This is a genomic window from Micromonospora rosaria (assembly GCF_001567585.1).
In the GTDB taxonomy this organism is placed as follows: domain Bacteria; phylum Actinomycetota; class Actinomycetes; order Mycobacteriales; family Micromonosporaceae; genus Micromonospora; species Micromonospora rosaria.
The window spans coordinates 42463-61203 of sequence record NZ_LRQV01000028.1 but is presented as its reverse complement, the minus strand read 5'-3'; the positions used below and the strand labels follow the sequence as shown (position 1 = coordinate 61203).

Here is an 18741-nt window from a genome sequence, read left to right as displayed (position 1 = left end):
CGTCGGCCGGACCCTCCGCGCCGCCGTCCGCGCCGCCGTCCTGCTGGCCCGGGGTCGCCCCGCCGTCGGCCGGACCCTCCGCGCCGCCGCCGGTGTTGGTCCTGATGTCGTCGTCGTTGAGTGCCATCGGTGCTCCCTCGGGTGTGCCGCCCCGCCATCGGTCGGGGGTTCGTCGTGCGGCGGGTGGTACCCCACGCACGATCTTCTCTAACCCTCCCCACGGTAGACGTCGGGCGGGGCCGGCACGGCCGGTTCGCCCCGGCCGGTGGGACGGGGCGAACCGGGGCGGTGGGTCCCCGCGATCAGCGCATCAGCCGGCTCAGGTCCTGTGGCATGGTGGACTTGACGTCCTCCCACTCCCCCTGGGTGACGTGCCGCTGGAGGGCGTCCAGCACCACCTGGACGACCCGCTCGACGCCGCCCTGCACGTCGTACGGGAAGCCCTGGCGCACCTCGTACAGGAAGTCGTCCCGGTTGAGCTTGACCGGCACGTCGGAGGGGCGCCACCCGTCGAAGTAGATGCCCCGCACCAGCACCGGCAACTGCGCGGCGAACTCGGCGCTCTCCTGCACCGGCAGCCGGTCCCGCAGCAGGTGCAGGACGGTCCGCAGCGCCGCGTACGACTGGTTGCGCTGCTCCTTCGGCCAGCCGTACGCCTGCTCGATCTCCTTGAGGATCAGGTTCGTCTTGTCCAGCGAGGACTCGAACGCGGACAGCATCTGCTCAGCCATCTCTCCACCCCCGTAGCTCCGTCGTCCACCGTCGGTCGTCGGCGCGGCGCGGCGGACCGGCGGGGCCGCGCCACTGCCGGGCCGGGTTGATCGGCCCGGGGCGGGCCACGCAGCGGTCTCCCCGGGTCGCCCCGACGACGTGCAGCACCCGGTCCCGCCGGCGCTCCGGTACGTCCCGAACCGTCATCTGGCGACACCTCCGGTCGGCGTTCACGGCCCCGCCAGGCGCGGCGGACCCCGGACACCGTCATCGTCGGCGGCGACCGGGTGAGGCCACCTCACCCGGTACGGGTGAACCGTGCCGAGGACGGTGGTCGGACTACCGTGGACGGATGCGGCACCCCACGGGCGAGTCGACGGCGAAGCCGGCGGCGGGCTTCACCCACCCGGAGGTCGGGGCCACCCGGGACCGGGTGCTGCCCGCCGGTTACCGGCACGTGCACCGGGACGTCCCGGTCGGCACCGGCCGGGAGGCGTTCGTCCGGGCGGCGGACGGCCTGCTGGGCTGGCGGATGCACCGGGGCGCCGGGCTGGCGGTGACCGCCACCGGGCGGCGGGCGGTCGCCGGCGCGGTGGTGCTCCTGCACGTCGGTCGGGCGCCGCTGCGCCTCACCGTCCCCTGCCGGGTGGTATACGTGGTTGACGCGCCGGACCAGCGGGGTTTCGCGTACGGGACCCTGCCCGGCCACCCGGAGCAGGGCGAGGAGTTGTTCACCGTCCGGCTGACCCGGGGCGGGGACGTCCGGGTCCGGATCCGGGCGTTCTCCCGGCCGGCCACGGCGCTGGCCCGTGCCGGGGGTCCGGTGACCCACCTGGTGCAGGAGTACGTCACCGACCGGTACCTGCGGGCCCTGCGCCGGCTGGCGGGCGGCGGGGACGCGCGCGCCCGGCGGTGACGGCGCTCAGCCGTCGCCGAGCAGGCCCTGCAGGTACTCACCGTTGCGCTGGGCGTAGTCCCGGAGGCAGTTGTTGAACAGGACGTGGGTCTGCGCGGCGGAGTCGGCCAGCTCGCGCAGCCTCGGGGCCCACTGGCGCAGTTCCCGGTCGCGGTACCGGTAGCCGAACTTCTCGTGGATGTCCCGGCTGGTCCACCGGTCGCTGTGCCCGTGGAAGCGGACCATCGCCAGGTCGGCGGTGGCGGCCAGCACCGGCGGCACCGACGAGCGGTGCCCCTGCGGCATGTCCACACAGACGTAGGGCAGGTCGTGTCCGCGCAGGAAGTCCAGCGTCTCCTGCTGGTTGTCCCCGGCGAACCAGGAGGCGTGCCGGAACTCGACGGCCGGTCGCAGCGGCCGGCACCGGGCGGCCACCTCCAGCAGGTACTGCTTGTTGTCCCGCCGGAGGGTGAACCAGGGCGGGAACTGGAACAGCAGCGCGCCCAGCCGGCCCGCCGCCACCAGCGGGTCCAGCGCGGACAGGAACCGCGTCCAGACCTCCTCGTACGCCTGCCGGGGCAGGTCGTCGGGGTAGAGGTGGCGTTTGTCCGTCTCGGGGCGCAGGTCCTTGTAGAGCGCGCCGACCCGGGTCGGGTGCCCGGTCAGCAGGCTGAACGCCTTGATGTTGAAGGTGAAGTGCGCCGGGGTCCGTGCCACCCACAGCCGGGCGGTCCGCTCGGCGGGCGGCGCGTAGTAGGTGGCGTCCACCTCGACGATCGGGAACCGTCGGGCGTACCAGGCCAGCCGCTTCTCCGGGGTGTCGGCGGTGGCCGGGTACCAGCCGGACTCCAGCAACGTCCGGTCGGTCCAGGACGCGGTGCCCACCTTGATCTCGCCCATGTCGAGGGGTCCACCACGTCCCGGCCGGCCGGTGTCCGGGGCGGGGCTCAGGCGGCCCGCCGCTCCCGGGTCTGCTTGCAGGTCACACAGGACGTGGCGGAGGGGAAGATCTCCAGCCGCTCCACCGGGATCGGCACGGTGCAGCCCTCGCAGAACCCGTAGGTGCCCTCGTCGAGGCGGGCCAGCGCGTGCTCGAACTGGGCCCGCCGGTCCAGGATGGTGCGCAGCAGCGACTGCGCGGTGTCCCGTTCGGCCGTCTTGGTACCGCTGTCGGCCTGGTCGTCGCCGGCGGTGTCGCCGACCTCGACCAGCCGCAGCACCTGGCTCTGCTGCACCGCCTGCTCGTACTCCGCGGACAGCTCGTCGTAGCGGGCCTTGAGGGCGAGCCGGATCTGGTCGACCTCGGCCTCGGGCCGGGCCGTGCCAACGGTGTCGTGGACGAGCATCGCTGCCTGCCTTTCGTACGCGCCGGGCGCTCCCGGGCGGCCGGGTTGTTGGTCCCCGGCTGCGGTCCGTGTCCGGTGCTGACGTGATCAACAGCCCCGGTGAGCCGGCCGAGTACCCAGCCGGTCGGGCCGCCAAACCAGGGTCAGCGGGAATTCACCGGTTCCACCAACGCCGGGCGGTCCGGGTGGTCGACGCGGAGCACCACGTCGGCGAAGGAGGCCGGGGCGACCTCCGTGGCGTACCGGTCGAACGCGGGCAGGGTCCAGCGCTGGTCGTCGGGGGTCCGTCGGGCCAGCGCGGCCGGGGAGAGTTCCAGGTGGACGGCGAGGTCGAAGGGGAGCCCACCACCGAGCAGCAGTCCCCCGCTGACCAGGACGATCCCGCCCGGCGGCAGGTCCAGGTAGGCGGCGCGGGCGGCCCGGTCGGTCCGGGCGTCCCAGAGCGCCGGCAGCAGTCGGCCGCTGCCCTGCGGGCCGGCCGGGTCGAGCACCTCGCGGCGCAGCCCGGCCTCGTCGGTCCAGGCGTCGTAGTAGGAGTCGGGGTTGGTCCGGCCGAACTCCAGCCGGACCGAGGCGGGCCGCAGGAAGTCGGCGGTGCGCACGTGCAGCACCGGGCGGCCCCGGGCCCGCAGCGGGTCGACCAGGGCGGCGGCGAGCCGCTCCGGCTCGGCGGCGGGAGCGCCGTCGACGGCCACCCGCAGCCGTCCGGGCACTGTCGTGTCGGCGAGCCGGTCGGTCAGCTCGGCGACGAGCCGGTCGGGCGAGATCGGACGTACGCGCATGACGGCCATGGTGCCCGGCACACCGTGCGTGCGGCGGGCCGGTCGGTGCGGCCGGGTCGGTTGTGGCGGCCGGCCCAGGGGATGCGGCGGGCTCAGCCCGCTGCGGTCGGCCCAGCCGGTACGGCGGGCTCAGCCGGTGCGGTCGATGGTGACCCGGGCGTCGTCGGCCAGCCGGTACCCGACGCCGTAGACGGTGGTGACCAGGGGCACGTCCACGCCCACCTTGCCGCGCAGCCGGCGCACGTGCACGTCGACCGTGCGCACCCCGGCGTGCTCGTACCCCCAGACGGCGTTGAGCAGTTGCAGCCGGGTGAAGACCCGACGGGGGTGGGCGACCAGGTGCAGCAGCAGGTCGAACTCCAGCCGGGTCAGCGGCAGCGGCTCGTTGTCGCGCAGCACGGAGCGGGACGAGGCGAGGATGTGCAGGGCCGGGGTAGCCGGGGTGAGCGGGCGGGCGCCGGACCGGCTGGCGGGCACCGTCTCGGCCCGCCGGTCGGCGGCGGCGCCGCTGCTGGTGACGGTGCACTCGCCCCGCTCCATCAGCTCCCGGGCCGCCTCGATCAGCCGACGGGCCGGCCCGGTCAGCGACTCCTCGTTGGCCAGGGGAATGGAGAACGTGAGGGTGAGCACGGGAGCCGAACTGGTGGCCGGGCGGCGCTGGCCGCCGGGGGGACGGCCCGGTACCGCGGGTTGGGACGTATGCCATCCGGCGCGCGACGAAGCGGGGCTGACCGACATGGTCCTCCTTGGCTGGTGCGGGTTATCTCCCCACGGCCCGGGACGCCGCTGCATCGATGCTTCCCGGCGCCCGTGCGAGGGTCAAGTGCCGGCTACGTTGCATGACTGTGACAATTGACGAACACACCGGAGCCGACTGCTCGCTCTGCGTACGAGGCCAGATGATTACAGCAGAGTCGTCAACGTGAACGGACCGGGGGGTACCCCCACGCCGTGGAACCCCCCGCCCACCAGGTGAGACACCGGTCGGGACACGGGTGGGCGCCCCGGAACCGGTGGCTCCGGAACGCCCACGACGTGCCGCCGACTGTCACATCCGACGGTCGATACTGATCCGCGCCTCGTCGGCGATGCGGTAGCCGACCCCGTGCACGGTGGTGACCAACGGGGTGTCCCCGCCGAGCTTCGCCCGCAGCCGGCGCACGTGCACGTCCACGGTGCGGGCCACGGCGTGCTCGTAGCCCCAGACGTTGCTCAGCAACTGCAACCGGGTGAAGACCCGACGGGGGTGCTCGGCGAGGAAGAGCAGCAGGTCGAACTCGATCCGGGTGAGCGAGACCTCCCGCCCGCCCTGGTACACGGTGCGCAGTCCGACCTGGATGCGCAGCGCGTCGGGGTGCTCGACGGCCGGTTCCGGCCCGGCCTGCGCCGGCCGGGGGCCGGGCAGGGCCGGCGCGACGGGCGGCGGCTCGGTGGCGGCCGGCACGCCCGTCGTCGCCTCCCCGGCGGCGGCCAGCTCGTGCAGCAACTCGACGAGCCGGGCCAACCCCGGGCTCAGCGGGCCGGGTGTCAGGTTCACGGTGACGGTGAGCGTCGAGGTGGACCGGGGCCGCACCGCCGCGACCCGGTCGGTGCGACGGCCCGGTGACTGCGGGCGCGACGAGATGGCGACGACGGACATGGAGCCTCCTGGAGATGGCGGTGCCGTCCGCCACGCCCGGTGAAGCGTGGCGGTCAGCGGCGGAACGCCGGACCGGCGGTCACCGGCGACGCGACAGACGGGGAGCGGTGGACCGGGGCGGGGCCGAGGGCGGGCAGCCCGGCGATCCGCCAGGCGACGAAGCCACCGACCACGTCGGTGGCGCGGTGCAGGCCGAGGTCCTGGAGCGCGGCGGCGGCCAGGGACGAGGTGTAGCCCTCCTGGCAGATGATCACCACGGCCAGGTCGTAGTCGGTCACGTTCGGCAGCCGGGCGGAGCAGCGCGGGTCGAACCGCCACTCCAGCACGTTGCGCTCGACGATCAGCGAGCCCGGCACGGTGCCGTGCGCGGCGCGCTGGGCGGCGGGGCGGATGTCGACGAGCACCGCCCCGCCCCGGTACGCCAGATGGGCCTGCTCGGGGTCGAGCCGGCGCAGCCGGGTGCGGGCGGCGGCGAGGATCTGGTCGATCCCCCGGGAACCTGGTGGCGGTGGACAGGAGGCCGCAGGGGTGTCGGTGTGCGTCATCATCGGATCCTTTCCTGACGGCGGGTGGGGCGCTCCGGCGGGTGCGGGTGGTCGGCTCACCACGCCACGCCCGCCTCGGCCACCTCCGCGACCCGCAGCCGGCCGTCGGCGAGGTGGTAGCGGGTCATCCGGCGCAGCGCGGGGCGGTAGACGTGCACGCTCACCGCCGGCTCGTCGCCCCGGTTGGTCACCAGGTGGACGTGCCGGGGGCCGAAGCGCCGGCCCGCGCCGGCGGCGAGCCGGTGCGGACGCAGCACCCCGCCGCCGACCGTCTCCTCGGTGAGCACTCCGGAGACCACGAGGAAGGCGCCCGACGATCCGCCGTGGTCGTGCAGGTCGGTGCCCTGACCGGGCAGCCAGCTCAACGCCCACACCTCGTGGTCGTCGGCGACCGCCAGCCGGGAGTACCACCGCTGCACCGGGTCGTAGCACACCGGTGTCGGCCAGGTGTGCGGCGCGGCGGCGTACCGGCGGGCGATGGCGAGCAGGTCGGGGTCACGCTGGCGGATGCTGATCATGTCGGTCCTCGCGGAGCGGAGCTGTGCTTGCCGCACCAGCTTAGTGGGCAAAACCTATAGACTTAGTAGGGAATACCACATGCCGGGACGACTGTCCAGTCGACACGACGGGCGGCGCGGCGGCCCCGGAGCCCGCCCCGGGCCGCGCCGCCGCCCCGGCGCACCGGTCACGGGCCCGCCGGGGCCCTGGTCAGGCCCGGACGACCGGCGGCCCCACCCGGTACCCGGGCACCGACGGCCAGCGCACGGTGAGCAGCACCGACTCCCGTTCCGCGTACCAGGTGTGGTCCACCCCACGGCCCCAGACGACGTAGTCGCCGGCGGCGGCGAGCAGCACCGTCCGGTCCGGCAACTCCACCCGGAACCGTCCACTGACCAGCACCAGCAGCGTGGTACGCCGCTCCCCCGTCGCCCAGCGTTCCCGGGACTCGCCGGCCCGGTGCACGCCCCACTTCACCTCGACGTCGGCGCTGTGTCGCACCTCACCGGCGGGCATGAAGTGGCCGAGCAACCAGCCGCCGTTCGTCGCGCCGTCCACTCCGGCGTTGCCGACGTACACCGTCTCGTCCATGATCCTCCCGGCTTCCGGGCTGGGACCGTACCAGGGGACTAGCCTGGGTCGGTGAGCGACGAACTCGACACTGAGGCGCTGGCCTTCGCCCACCGGATGTTCGACCTGGCCCGCGCCGGCAGCACCGGTGAACTGGCCGGGCAGATCGATGCCGGCCTGCCCGTCGACCTGACCAACGACAAGGGCGACACGCTGCTGATCCTGGCGGCGTACCACGCCCGTCCGGACACTGTCGCGGCGCTGCTGGCCCGCGGCGCGGACCCGCGCCGAATCAACGACCGGGGGCAGAGCGCGCTGGCCGCCGCGGTCTTCCGGCGCGACGCCGAGGCGGTGCGGGCCCTGCTGGCCGCCGGCGCGGACCCGGAGCACGGCGACCCGTCCGCCGTCGACACCGCCCGCTTCTTCGACCTGCCGGAGATGCTCGCCCTGCTCCGCGCCGGCTGACCGCCGCCCGGCGGGTCGCGCCGCACCCGGTCCGCGCGCCCGTGCCCCGGCCGGTCCGCGCGGCGGTCGCCGGTGGACGGGGCCGGTCTCCGGTATACAGAGTGCGTGGAGGATCCCGTACCGGAGCAGATGCGCGCCGCCGGCACAGCGCTGCTGGCGGCGGTGGACGGCCCCGCCGGCGAGCGCGCCCGGTACGCCTTCACCGACGACGCCGCCCGACGCTGGCTGGAGTACCGGCCCCGGCCCCGGCCCGGGGTCTGCCTGGCCGACCTGGACCCGGCCGGGCGCAAGGCCGCCCACCGGTTGCTGGCCACCGCGCTGAGCCCGGCCGCGTACGCCCAGGCGATGGCGGTCGTCGCGCTGGAGGAGGTGCTGGACCGGGCGGAGGGCTGGCGACGCGGCCGGCACAGCGGCGACTACTGGGTGGCCGTCTTCGGTGACCCCGCGCGCGACGACCGCTGGGCCTGGCGGTTCGAGGGGCACCACCTGTCGGTGAGCATGACCGTGGTGGACGACCAGGTCTCCCCCGCCCCGATCTTCCTCGGCGCGAACCCGGCCACGGTCCGGCACGGCGGCCGAACGGTGCTGCGTCCTCTGGGCCCCGAGGAGGACCTGGCCCGCACCCTGCTGGAGACGATGGGCCCGGCCGGACGGGCCGCCGCGATCGTCGCCGACGAGGCCCCGGCGGACATCGTCAGCGCCACCCGACCGACGGCGCCCGGCCCGATCGAACCGCTCGGGGTGCCGGCGACCCGCCTCACGCCGGGCGGGCGGGCCCTGCTCACCCACCTGGTCGCGCTCTACCTGGACCGGCTGCCCGTGGAGCTGGCGCAGCGGGAGGCCGCCCGGATCGACGGCGGCGAGCTGCACTTCGCCTGGGCCGGGTCGGAGGCGCCCGGGCGGCGGCACTACTACCGGGTACAGGGTGACGACCTGCTGATCGAGTACGACAACACCAGCCCCGACGGCAACCACGCGCACACCGTCCTGCGCCGCCCGGCCAGCGACTTCGGCGCCGACGTCCTCGCCGAGCACCGGGCCGCGGCCCACTGACCCGCGCCGCACCGACGGGGTCGCACGCAACCGGTGGCCCCGCGCGGATGGTGCGGTCAGAGCCGGATGGTGCGGTCAGCGGTGGTGGGTGTGGTCAGCGGCGGTGGGTGCGGTCAGAGGCGGTGGGTGCTCAGCTCCACGGTGGCGTCGACCCCGCCGATCGCCTCGAACGTGCCCGCCTCGGCCCGCCCGGACTCGAACTGCCGGACCAGCCGCGAGCCCAGCCCGACACCCACCGCGCCGACGGCGAGGGCGACCAGTTCGACGGCGAGCAGCGTCCCGGAGGCCCCCCGGTTCGACGCCTCCGCCCGGATCAGACAGGCCAGCAGGAAGAGGCCGGCCATCGCGGCGTTGACCAGGTTGAAGGTGACCGCGGTGCGCCGGGTGCGCCCGCCGGGCACGTCCCACAGGTCGACCATGCCGGCGACCGTGGCCAACGCGGCGGCGACCAGCGCGGCGACGGCGGTCCAGTAGCCCACCTCGCCGAGGAAGACCGGGCCGCCGGCGAGGTCGGCCAGGTCGAAGACGGTCGCACTGACGAAGAGCCCGAACGGGAACGTCACCAGCATCGGTTGGATCGGATGGCCGTGCACCCGCAGCCGGCTCTCCATCGTGTACCTCCCCAGGTATCGTCTCAGCCCACGACCTCTGGTGCTACCCGGGCACCGGATGGCGAAAACCGTGCCGGACCACCCCGACCAGGCCGACCGGACGGCCGGCGGGCCACGACAGCCGGCAGCGCGGACGGCCGGACACGGCCGGCGGCGCGGACCGGCCCGGTCAGCTCTCCCGGGGTCGGGAGACCGTGGCGACCAGCCGCTCGGCGACCTCGCGCAGCGGGATGTCCAGCGAGGAGGCGGCGCTGCGCAGCACCTCGAGGGCCTCGGGCGCGGGGCAGCCCCGCTGGGTCATGATCACCCCGATCGCCTGCCCCACCACCCCCTCGGTGAGCAGGGCCGCGTCGCTCTCCCCGGTCCGGGCGCTCTGCCGGGCCCGGTCCCGGACCGCCGCCAGGAGCAGACCGGCGTGCTCGGCGAGGAGCATCGCGGTGAGCTGCCGGCGCGCGGTCAGCACGTGCGGCCGGTCGGCGTACAGGTTGACCGCGCCGATCACGTGGTCGTCGACGTCCACCGGCGCGGCGACCACCCCGTGCACGCCCAGCGCCCGTGCCCGCCGGGTCCAGGCCGGCCAGCGGTCCTCGGCGGCGAGGTCGGCGGAGAGCACCATCTCCCGGCGGCGGATCGCGCTCATCGCCGGCGTGTCCGGCCCGTGTCGCAGGTCGTCGAGTTCGGCCAGCCTCGGCTCGGACCCGGCCACCCCGGCCGGCTCCCCGGCCCGCAGGGTGGTGAAGCCGCACCAGGTGACCCCCGGTACCGCGTCGCGGGCGACGCGGACCAGTCGGGTCAACGCCTCGTCGAAGTCGGTCACGGCGATCAGGCCGGCGGTCAGCTCGCGCAACAGCGCGGCCGTCTCCAACACGCCGAGGTTCTCCTCGAGCGGTTCTCGGATGTCCAGGTTCACCGCGCCGCGGCCCCCCACGTCACCGCGCTCCGCGCGGTACCGGCGTACGTTGCCCAGACCTGTGTCATGTCCCGCTCTCTTTCCCGACTGCTCGGACCCGGCCTACTACCCTCGCAGACATCGGTCGAAACAGTGGTAAAAGGGGCCCCGACCTGGCGGGAATGCGCTAGGTCGGGGCCCCGACGAGCAGATCAGCGGGCGGCGCTGAGCCGCCGGCCGACCGAGGCGATGAGCCGGTCGAGCTCGGAGCCGAACGGGTTGTCGTGCACCAGGTACGTCCAGGTGGCGCTCGGACGGACCAGCTTGGCGGCGTCCGGCTCCCAGTCCTCGTCGAACTCGGTCTCGGTGAAGGTCTCGATGGTCCGGCGTTCGATCTCCGGGACCAGGTTGTTGAAGGCGGGCACCGCCGCCCGGTGGAACTCGTCGAGCGGGTCCAGGCGGCCCAGCGCGCGCAGGTGCACGCCCTCCCGGACCTCGGAGAGCTCGGCCAGGTGCTCCGCCCAGAGCCGGTCGAGGTGGAACAGGGCGATCGACCGGGCCACCCGGGCGAGCAGGTCCTCGTCCATCTCGCCGGCCTTCTCCGGCTGACGGTCCAGCAGCATCAGCGCGGCCACGTCGCTGGTCAGCAGCCGCTCGCGGCGCTCGGCCAGGGCCTTGCGCTGCTGCTCGATCACCACGCTGTACCGCCAGGTGTTGCGGTGGATCTCGTGGTTGACGCCCTCGGCCACCCGCTGGGCGTGCTCTACCGCGTAGTCCACCTGGCTGTCGGTGACCAGGCCGTCGGCGTTCATCCGGGGTGAGGCCGGCACGGTGTCGCCGGCGTGCCGGACGACCAGGTCGTCCTCCAGGCTGACGAAGAAGACCGACCCGCCCGGATCGCCCTGCCGGCCGGCCCGGCCGCGGAGCTGGTCGTCGACCCGGCGGCTGTCGTGCCGGCCGCTGCCGATGACGTACAGGCCGCCGAGGTCGGCCACCCGTTCGCGGTCGGCCTGGTCGCTGCCGCCGAGGCGGATGTCCACGCCCCGGCCGGCCATCTGGGTGGAGACGGTGACCGCGCCGTACGCGCCGGCCTCGGCGATGATCGCCGCCTCCTCGTCGTCGTTCTTGGCGTTGAGCACCACGCTGGGCACCCCGGCGGTCTCCAGCGCGGCGGCCAGCCCTTCCGACTCCTTGACGTCGAGGGTGCCGACGAGCACCGGGCGGCCCGCCTCGTGGCAGCGCCGGATCTCGTCGACCAGCGCCTCCTCCTTCTCCGCCCGGGTGGCGTAGATGCGGTCCGGCTCGTCCTCCCGGATGCACGGGGTGTTCGGCGGGATCACCGCCACTTCCAGGGAGAAGAACTCCCGGAGCTGGTCACCGACGAGCACCGCGGTCGCGGTCATCCCGCACTTGCGCGGGTAGAGCCCGATGTACGCCTGCACCGCGACGGTGCCCAGCACCTCCCCCTCGGCGGTGGCGTCGAGCCCCTCCTTGGCCTCCACGGCCGCTTGGAGGCCGTCCGGCCAGCGGCGGCGCTGGGCGACCCGGCCGCGCATCTCGTCGATCAGCTCGACGGAGCCGTCCCGCACGATGTAGTCGACGTCGCGGTGCAGCAGGGCGTGCGCGTGCAGCGCCACGTTCACCGCGGAGAGCTGCGCGACGTGCTCCTCGGCGTACAGGTCGATGTCGCCCAGCTTGGCCTCGACGGCGGCCAGGCCGGCGCTGGTGAGCGCGGCGCTGCGGCCGTCCTCGGCGACGGTGTAGTGCGGGCCCTTGCGCAGCCCGCGCACCAGCGCGGCGGCGGCGTGCACCGGGTCCTGCTCACCGGCGACCGCGCCGGCGAGGACCATCGGCACCCGGGCCTCGTCGATGAGGATGGAGTCGGCCTCGTCGACGATGGCGGTGGACAGCGGCGGCTGGACCCGGTCGGCCAGGTCGGTGACGAGCTGGTCGCGGAGGAAGTCGAAGCCGGCCTCGCTGACCGCGACGTAGGTGACGTCCCGGGCGTACGCCTCCCGCCGCTCCTGCGGGGTGGACGCCTCGTTGACCCAGCCCACGGTGAGCCCGAGCAGGGTGTAGACCGGCTCCATCCACTCGGCGTCCCGGCGGGCCAGGTAGTCGTTGACGGTGAGCACGTGCACCGGCCCGTTGCCGAGCCGCACGTGCCCGTACGCGGCGATCGCGGCGGTGAGCGTCTTGCCCTCACCGGTGGCCATCTCGGCGACCTTGCCGGAGAGCAGCGCCATCGCGCCGAGCAGCTGCACGTCGTACGGGCGCTGGTCCAGACCCCGGCGGGCGGCCTCCCGGCCGATCGCGCAGATCTCCGGGTACCGCTCGGCCCGGCCGGCGGCCTCGGTCAACTCGGCGTCGTCGAGCGCGACGAGATCGTCCTCGCGCGCCTCGATCGCCGGCAGCAGCTTCTCCAGCGGGGCCAGGTCGACCGTGGTCCCCGGGCGCTGGAGGAACCGGCGGAACCTGGACTTCAACCGTTGCGACACACCCATGAGCCGCAACGGTACGCGACCCACGCCGGTTGTCACGCCCCCGACCGGACACGATTGGAAGGAAGGACCCCTTGTTAACCGTATGCGTTAACAAGGGGCCCTTCCTTCCCCGCAGCTCAGGGGGTGAGGACGACCTGGAGTTCCTGGCGGCGGCGCTGCGCCAGATCGGTCAGGAGGGCCGGCGCCTGGGCGAACGGGACCACCGCCGACACCAGGTGCGCGCGGATCAGGTCCCCGTGGGCGCGGAGCAGGTCGACGGTCTCGGCGCTGAGCCGGTCCCGGTCCCAGGTCGGGGCCAGCCCGCGCGGCACCCGGCCGATCTGGGCGCAGCGCAGCGACAGCCCGTTGTGGTGGAACTCCTCACCGAGCCGGACCCGCTCCGCGCCGCCCTGGTAGAAGGCCAGGTCGACCACGGTGCCCTGGGGGCGCAGCAGGCGCAGCGCGAGGTGCAGCGCCCAGTCCTGGCCCCGGCACTGGAAGACCACGTCCGCGCCGCGGTCGCCGGGGTGGTGCGCCCAGCGGCTCTTGAGCAGCACGGCGGGGTCGGCCGCGTCCGGGTCGAGGGTCTGCAGGCCGAGCGCCTCGGCCGCCGCGCGCCGCCCGGGGGTCGGGTCGACCACCACCACCGAGGCGGCCCCGTGGTGGCGGGCGAACAGGGCGGTGAGCAGCGCGACCACCCCGGCGCCGACCACCGCGACCCGACGGCCGCGGACCCCGTCGCCGAGCGTGCGCACCCCGGCGCCGTACAGGTCGGCGGCGGCGTGCAGCAGCCCGTTGGCGCAGATCGGGCCCAGGTGCGCCACGTAGACGCCGAGCAACGGGTCGAGGTCGGCGGGGAGCGGGACGAACCGGTCGGCGACGGCGTCGGCCAGGTACCCGGTGCGGTGGCCGTAGGTCAGGGCGCCGACCGTGCCCACCGCCACGGCCGGGGTGGCGCTCGCCACGACCCGGGCGACCTGCATGTACCCCAGCCGGGTGACCGGGTACGCGGGGTCCGCCCGGCCCGGCCGGAACAACCCCAGGTCGGCGTCCCAGGTGCCGGTCAGGTACGGGTTGGTGCCCTTGACGTAGCTCAGCTCGGTGCCGGTGGAGACCCCGCTGTACAGCGTCTCCACCCGGAAGGTCCCGGGGCGGGGCGCGGCGGCGTCCTGCTCGACCAGTTCCACCCGGCCCGGCCCGGCGACCACCACCACCCGGTCACGCATCGCCGACCGGTCCCGCCCCGGCCAGCGCCGCCGGACCGGTCGGCAGGGACACGGCCCGCCCGGTCCGGGCCGACTCGGCCACGGCCAGGGCGAGCCGCTGGGTCCGCAGCGCCTCGGCGTACGGCACCCGGACGTCGTCGCCGACGCCCCGGACCGCGTCGACGAAGGCCCGGTCCACGGCGACCCGGGCGCCGTCCGGGTCGGCGGCCAGGTACCGCTCGCCGGTGGCGTCCCGGACCAGCAGGCCGTCCTCGGCCAGCGACAGCGCCAGCCCGTCGGCGAGGATCTCCAGGCCGGCACGGTGCTTCCAGGTCAGCACGCACGCGGCGGCGAGGGTGCCGACCGCCCCGCTGGTGAAGCGCAGGGTGGCGGCGGTGACCGCGTCGATGTCGGCCCCCTCGACCGCCGCCGGCGGCGCGCCGTCGCCGTACGCGGTCACCTCGGCCACCTCCCCGGCCAGCACCCGGACCAGGTCGAGCACGTGGGCGGCCTGTTCGACGACGGGCCCGCCGGAGCGGTCCCGCCGGGGCCACCACGGCACCGGCGGGACCCGGTCCAGCCAGGCGCCGTTGACCATGCGGACCGGGCGGTCGGCGAGCAGGTCCCGGGCCCGCCGTACGACGTGCAGGTACCGCCAGTGGTGCCCGACGGCGGTGAGCAGACCCCGTCGCCGGACCAGGTCGGCGATCCGCTCGGCGGTGTCCAGGTCCACCGCGACGGGCTTCTCCACGAACATGGGCACCCCGGCGTCGACCACCGTCTCCTCCACCGGCCCGTGCGCGAACGGCGGCACGCAGACGTACACCGCGTCCGGGCCGGCGGCGAGCAGGTCCGCCACGTCGACGAAGGTCCGGCAGCCGTACCCGGCGGCGAGGTCGGCCGCCGCCGACGCGGCCACGTCGGTCACCCCGAGCAGTTCGACGTCGTCGAACCCGGCCAGCACGCGGGCGTGCCGGGCGGCCACCCCGCCGGCCCCCACCAGTCCCACCCGGCACGTCCGCATCAGCTCCGCCCCTCGTCCCGACCCGGCCCCTCTCGTCCCGACCCGGCCCCTGCGGCACAGCACTGCCCGGCAGGCGCGCAACCAAACGTTCACCACCCGGGAATGCGGGGGGTGCCCCCGCCGTGATCAAGTTGGCGTCGGGTATCCGGTTAACGAGGGGGGCGGGCTGGGAACACTGGCTCCGCTCGTTCCGAGCAAATCTGGGGGTGTGCCAGTGCGGGACACAGTGTCGAACGTCTCCCCGGTGGTGGAGGCGTGGGCCACCTATCGGACCACGGCGGCGACGCGGTGGACGCCGCGCCGGCTGCTGCGGGCCAAGGGGGAGAGCCGGGTCAGCGTGGTGCTGCCGGCCCGCAACGAGGAGGCCACCGTCGGCGCGATCGTGTCGACGATCCGGGAACACCTGGTCGACCGGGTGCCGCTGGTCGACGAGCTGATCGTGGTGGACTCCCGCTCCACCGACCGCACCGCCCGGGTGGCCCGCGCCGCCGGGGCCGAGGTGGTCAGCCAGGACGAGATGACCCGGGGACTGCCCCGGCTGACCGGCAAGGGCGACGCGCTGTGGGCGGGGCTGGCCGCCGCCGAGGGCGACGTCGTCGCGTTCGTCGACGCCGACCTGCGGGAGTTCCGGCCGCACTTCGTGACCGGGCTGCTCGGCCCGCTGCTGACCGACCCGTCGGTGGACTTCGTCAAGGGCTTCTACCACCGGCCGCTGGTGGGCACGACCGGGGTCGAGCCCGACGGGGGCGGCCGGGTGACCGAGCTGATGGCCCGCCCCCTGCTCAACCTCTTCTGGCCGGAGCTGGCCGGTTTCGTGCAGCCCCTCGCCGGGGAGTACGCCGGCCGCCGGGAGGTGCTGGCGAGGGTGCCGTTCGTCTCCGGGTACGGGGTGGAGACGGCGATGCTGATCGACCTGCTGGAGCTGGTCGGCCTGGACGCGCTGGCCCAGGTGGACCTCGGCGAGCGCAAGCACCGGCACCAGGACACCGCCGCGCTGGGCCGGATGTCCGCGCAGATCATGCTCACCGCCTGGTCCCGGTTGCAGCGGCGCGGCTGGGCCCTGCCCGGGACCGTGCCGACGCCGCTGCTGACCCAGTTCCGCCGGGGCGGGTCGGACGCGCTGCCCAACCTGGACCGCGAGATCGTGGTCAGCGACGTGGCCGTCGAGGAGCGCCCGCCCCTGGCGGAGCTGCGGCACCGGCTGCCCCGGCGGCGGGTGGCGGCATGACCGGCAGCGACCCGGTCGACCGGGAAAGCCCGGCGCCGTGGGCCTGACCGTTTTGATGAACGCCGGCCCGTGGCTGCCCGTGCCACCCCCCGGCTACGGCGGCATCGAGAACGTGGTCGCCACGCTGGTACCGGAGCTGCGCCGGCTCGGCGTCCGGGTGGTGCTCGCCTCGGTGGAGACCAGCACCCTGCCGGTGGACGAGCGGATCTCGGTCTTCGGCGACGGGCAGTTCCCGGCCCTGCAACGGCCGTACAACCAGGTGTGCGGGATCGCCCAGGCGCACCTGGCCGGGGTGGTCCGGGCGCTGCGCGCCCGCGACGACATCGACCTGGTGCACGACCACGTGGAGGCGGTCGGGCTGGCCACCCTCGCCGCGATGGGCCCGGACGCGCCGCCGGCCCTGCACACCCTGCACTGGGACCTGGCCAAGCACCCGGCCCTCTACGGCCACCTCGACGGCGGTCACCGGGTCCGGGTCAACGGGGTGTCCGCCGCGCAGTTGGCCCGGGCGCCCCGGAGGTTGCGGGAGCACGCCGTCGGTCACGTGCACCTGGCCACGCCGCTGGCCGTCGACGCCGACCGCCGGCCGCCGACGCCCAAGGGCGACCACGTGGTGGTGCTGGGCCGGATCAACCCGGGCAAGGGACAGGACGTGGGGGCCCGGCTGGCCCGCCGGCTGGGCGTGCCGCTGGTGCTGGCCGGTCCGGTCGGGCCGTACCACCGGCCGGCGGACCTGGCCGCCGCCGGGGCCGAGGCGCGGCAGAACCCGGACGTCCGGTTCTTCCACGAGGAGGTGGCTCCACACCTCGACGGGCACCTGGTCCGCTGGGTGGGCACGGTCGCCGGGCAGGAACGCGACGACCTGCTGGCCGGGGCGCGGGCCGCGCTGTTCCCGTTGCGCTGGGAGGAGCCCGGTGGCACCGCCGTGGTGGAGTCGCTGGCCCTGGGTACGCCGGTGGTGGCGACCGGGCGGGGCTGCCTGCCGGAGCTGGTCGAGCACGGCCGGACCGGGCTGCTGGCCGCCGACGAGGAGGAGCTGGGTGACCTGCTGCTGGCCGCCAGCGTGCTGGACCCCCGGGAGTGCCGCCGGGAGGCGGCCGTCCGGTTCACCCCGGCGGTGATGGCCCGCCGGTACGTCGAGTTGTACGAGCGGGTCCGCACCCCCGCCGCCCCGGTCGGCGACCTCCAGCCGGCCTGACCGCCGTACCCGCCGGGTCCCGTCCTCCGGTCCGACGCCGCCGGCGCCCGCGGTCGGTGGCCGGGGGCGAGCAGGAGCGTCCGGCGCGGGCGGTGAGGTTACTCGGCGCGGAGGCGGGGAACGCGGCGCCCGACGAGCCAGCCGGTGGCGAGGAGGGCGGGGCGATGACGGGGTCGACGGCGCACGCGCGGGCCCGACGCAACCCGGCCGACGGCCAGCCCCCGGTACGGCGGGCGGCCCGGGTGGTCGCGGTGGTCTTCCTGCTCGTCGGGGTGCTCGGTTTCGTGCCCGGTGTGACCAGCGACTTCGGTGACCTGCGGTTCGCCGGCCACGGCTCCGGCGCCCGGCTGCTCGGTGTCTTCCAGGTCTCCGTGCTGCACAACGTCGTGCACCTGCTGTTCGGGCTGGCCGGACTGGCGCTGGCCCGGACCGTCGCCGGCGCCCGGGGGTACCTGGTCGGTGGCGGCGCGATCTACCTGGTGCTCTGGGTGTACGGCCTGGCGGTCGACCACGCCAGCACGGCGAACGTCCTGCCGGTCAACGACGCCGACAACTGGCTGCACCTGGGGCTGGGCGTGGGCATGCTCCTGCTCGGCCTGCTCGCCGCCCGCGCCGCGCCCCGGCACCTGGCCCGCAACCCTCGCCAACGGTGACGCCCGGGTGACCGTGTCCGGTCCCAGCGCGGGTGTGTGTCGCCCTCCCGACGTCCGGTTTCACCCCGCCGGACGTCGGGTAGTTCGCAGGCCTCCGACGAGGGCAGTCGGGTAGTTCGCAGGCCACCGACGAGGGCGATAGCGAGGGCACGATGTCGAGCCGGATCACCTGCACGGTCCACGACGAGTCACCGGTGACCGTGGTCCGGCTCCGCGGCGACCTCGACGTGGACACCATGCGGTCGGTGCACACCGTGTTGACGCGCTGCCTCGCCACGCAGCCGGACGCCCTCGTCGTCGACCTGGCCCGGGTCCGGGTCGCCGACCGGCTGGCGCTGTCGGTCTTCGCGGCGATCTGCCGGCAGGCCGCCGACTGGCCGGCCGTGCCGATGGTGCTCTGCTCCCCGCCCCCGGCGGCGGCGACCTGGCTGGCGGAGTCGACCACCTGTCGGGTGGTGCCGGTCCGCCCGAACTGCGCGGCGGCGACCCGGATGGCCGGCGCCGAGGCGTCACCGCGGCTGCGGGCCCGGCTGGAGCCGGTGACCGGCGCCTGCCGACGGGCCCGGGAGCTGGTCGGCGAGGCCTGCGGCCGGTGGAACCTGCCGGAGCTGGTCGGCCCGGCCTCCCTGGTGCTCAGCGAGCTGGTGGGCAACGTGGTGCGGCACGCCGGCACGTCGATGCAGGTCACGCTGACCCTGCGGCGGCCGTACCTGCACGTCGCGGTCTCCGACGGCAGCCGGCTGGCGGCCCGGCCCGGCCGGCCCGACCTGCGGGCCGAGGGCGGCCGGGGGTTGCTGCTGGTCCGCGAGCTGGCCCAGCGGTGGGGCAGTTCGCCAGTACCGGACGGCAAGGTGGTCTGGGCGATACTGCCCACCGGCTGACGATATGCGCCAATTTTCGGCTCTCGCCTGGTTTCATGGGCAGAGGGGCGGGTAGGCACGCCCGT

The 18741-nt window shown here is 75.0% G+C and carries 22 protein-coding genes; 7 read left to right on the top strand and 15 right to left on the bottom strand.

Translation table 11 applies throughout. From position 1 onward, the window contains the following. Positions 1-302: 302 nt before the first annotated feature. Both AWW66_RS10780 and AWW66_RS32605 read right to left on the bottom strand, forming a co-directional pair. Positions 303-731, bottom strand: a complete 429-nt coding sequence (locus AWW66_RS10780) for a DUF2267 domain-containing protein (RefSeq protein ID WP_067363590.1) — start codon at positions 729-731, stop codon at positions 303-305. After that, the gene (locus AWW66_RS32605) at positions 724-918 is read right to left on the bottom strand and encodes a hypothetical protein (protein ID WP_083978386.1); all 195 of its coding nucleotides are present in this window, start codon (positions 916-918) and stop codon (positions 724-726) included. The genes AWW66_RS10780 and AWW66_RS32605 overlap by 8 nt, the downstream gene beginning before the upstream one ends. A gap of 145 nt (positions 919-1063) precedes the next feature. Here AWW66_RS32605 and AWW66_RS10775 point away from each other — a divergent pair, with 145 nt between their 5' ends. Next, the gene (locus tag AWW66_RS10775; RefSeq protein WP_067363587.1) at positions 1064-1627 is read left to right on the top strand and encodes a DUF1990 domain-containing protein; all 564 of its coding nucleotides are present in this window, start codon (positions 1064-1066) and stop codon (positions 1625-1627) included. 6 nt (positions 1628-1633) lie between these two features. Here the strand turns inward: AWW66_RS10775 and AWW66_RS10770 are convergent, their stop codons facing one another. The 8 genes from AWW66_RS10770 to AWW66_RS10735 form a co-directional block, all read right to left on the bottom strand. Continuing rightward, a complete protein-coding gene (locus tag AWW66_RS10770) occupies positions 1634-2506 on the bottom strand; it encodes a DUF72 domain-containing protein (protein WP_067363584.1) in 873 nt (290 codons plus the stop codon). Positions 2507-2553: 47 nt separating this feature from the next. Beyond that, the gene (locus tag AWW66_RS10765) at positions 2554-2952 is read right to left on the bottom strand and encodes a TraR/DksA family transcriptional regulator (RefSeq protein ID WP_067363582.1); all 399 of its coding nucleotides are present in this window, start codon (positions 2950-2952) and stop codon (positions 2554-2556) included. Between the two features lie 143 nt (positions 2953-3095). Next, positions 3096-3734, bottom strand: coding sequence for a nucleoside/nucleotide kinase family protein (locus AWW66_RS10760; RefSeq protein ID WP_067363617.1), 639 nt, complete (start codon positions 3732-3734; stop codon positions 3096-3098). A 129-nt stretch (positions 3735-3863) separates the two neighbouring features. Then, the gene (locus AWW66_RS10755; protein ID WP_067363579.1) at positions 3864-4472 is read right to left on the bottom strand and encodes a winged helix-turn-helix domain-containing protein; all 609 of its coding nucleotides are present in this window, start codon (positions 4470-4472) and stop codon (positions 3864-3866) included. Positions 4473-4782: 310 nt separating this feature from the next. Further along, on the bottom strand, positions 4783-5373 hold the full coding sequence (locus tag AWW66_RS10750; RefSeq protein WP_067363577.1) for a winged helix-turn-helix domain-containing protein: 591 nt from the start codon (positions 5371-5373) through the stop codon (positions 4783-4785). A 53-nt stretch (positions 5374-5426) separates the two neighbouring features. Further along, a complete protein-coding gene (locus AWW66_RS10745; RefSeq protein WP_211271908.1) occupies positions 5427-5921 on the bottom strand; it encodes a rhodanese-like domain-containing protein in 495 nt (164 codons plus the stop codon). Between the two features lie 53 nt (positions 5922-5974). Further along, entirely contained in the window at positions 5975-6436 is a 462-nt protein-coding gene (locus AWW66_RS10740) for a cysteine dioxygenase (protein WP_067363574.1), read from the bottom strand. Between the two features lie 190 nt (positions 6437-6626). Further along, positions 6627-7007, bottom strand: a complete 381-nt coding sequence (locus AWW66_RS10735) for a cupin domain-containing protein (protein ID WP_067363571.1) — start codon at positions 7005-7007, stop codon at positions 6627-6629. Positions 7008-7058: 51 nt separating this feature from the next. Between AWW66_RS10735 and AWW66_RS10730 the strand changes: the two genes are divergently transcribed. Together AWW66_RS10730 and AWW66_RS10725 are read left to right on the top strand one after the other, a co-directional pair. After that, positions 7059-7451 carry an ankyrin repeat domain-containing protein gene (locus AWW66_RS10730; protein ID WP_067363568.1) on the top strand — a complete coding sequence of 131 codons (393 nt, stop codon included), beginning with the start codon at positions 7059-7061 and terminating at the stop codon, positions 7449-7451. A gap of 105 nt (positions 7452-7556) precedes the next feature. Next, positions 7557-8504: a DUF3500 domain-containing protein gene (locus tag AWW66_RS10725; protein WP_067363565.1), complete on the top strand. Its 948-nt coding sequence runs from the start codon at positions 7557-7559 to the stop codon at positions 8502-8504. 113 nt (positions 8505-8617) lie between these two features. On the opposite strand, the gene AWW66_RS10720 is transcribed toward AWW66_RS10725, so the two are convergent. The 5 genes from AWW66_RS10720 to AWW66_RS10700 all read right to left on the bottom strand — a co-directional run bounded on the left by AWW66_RS10720 (position 8618) and on the right by AWW66_RS10700 (position 14716). Beyond that, the gene (locus tag AWW66_RS10720; RefSeq protein ID WP_067363562.1) at positions 8618-9115 is read right to left on the bottom strand and encodes a DUF2231 domain-containing protein; all 498 of its coding nucleotides are present in this window, start codon (positions 9113-9115) and stop codon (positions 8618-8620) included. A gap of 169 nt (positions 9116-9284) precedes the next feature. Continuing rightward, complete coding sequence (locus tag AWW66_RS10715; RefSeq protein ID WP_067363612.1) at positions 9285-10025, bottom strand: GAF and ANTAR domain-containing protein; 741 nt, start codon at positions 10023-10025, stop codon at positions 9285-9287. 191 nt (positions 10026-10216) lie between these two features. Beyond that, on the bottom strand, positions 10217-12508 hold the full coding sequence (secA2, locus tag AWW66_RS10710) for an accessory Sec system translocase SecA2 (protein ID WP_067363559.1): 2292 nt from the start codon (positions 12506-12508) through the stop codon (positions 10217-10219). A gap of 116 nt (positions 12509-12624) precedes the next feature. Next, positions 12625-13713: a zinc-binding dehydrogenase gene (locus tag AWW66_RS10705; RefSeq protein WP_067363556.1), complete on the bottom strand. Its 1089-nt coding sequence runs from the start codon at positions 13711-13713 to the stop codon at positions 12625-12627. After that, the gene (locus AWW66_RS10700) at positions 13706-14716 is read right to left on the bottom strand and encodes a Gfo/Idh/MocA family protein (RefSeq protein ID WP_067363553.1); all 1011 of its coding nucleotides are present in this window, start codon (positions 14714-14716) and stop codon (positions 13706-13708) included. Before AWW66_RS10700 ends, AWW66_RS10705 begins: the two co-directional genes overlap by 8 nt. 247 nt (positions 14717-14963) lie before the next feature. Between AWW66_RS10700 and AWW66_RS10695 the strand changes: the two genes are divergently transcribed. The 4 genes from AWW66_RS10695 (at position 14964) to AWW66_RS10680 (ending at position 18676) form a co-directional block, all read left to right on the top strand. Further along, a complete protein-coding gene (locus AWW66_RS10695) occupies positions 14964-15944 on the top strand; it encodes a glucosyl-3-phosphoglycerate synthase (protein WP_245648152.1) in 981 nt (326 codons plus the stop codon). A 37-nt stretch (positions 15945-15981) separates the two neighbouring features. Further along, the gene (locus AWW66_RS10690; protein ID WP_067363547.1) at positions 15982-17142 is read left to right on the top strand and encodes a glycosyltransferase; all 1161 of its coding nucleotides are present in this window, start codon (positions 15982-15984) and stop codon (positions 17140-17142) included. A 164-nt stretch (positions 17143-17306) separates the two neighbouring features. After that, entirely contained in the window at positions 17307-17795 is a 489-nt protein-coding gene (locus tag AWW66_RS10685; RefSeq protein WP_067363544.1) for a DUF4383 domain-containing protein, read from the top strand. Between the two features lie 152 nt (positions 17796-17947). Beyond that, the gene (locus tag AWW66_RS10680; RefSeq protein WP_067363541.1) at positions 17948-18676 is read left to right on the top strand and encodes an ATP-binding protein; all 729 of its coding nucleotides are present in this window, start codon (positions 17948-17950) and stop codon (positions 18674-18676) included. Positions 18677-18741 lie beyond the last annotated feature (65 nt).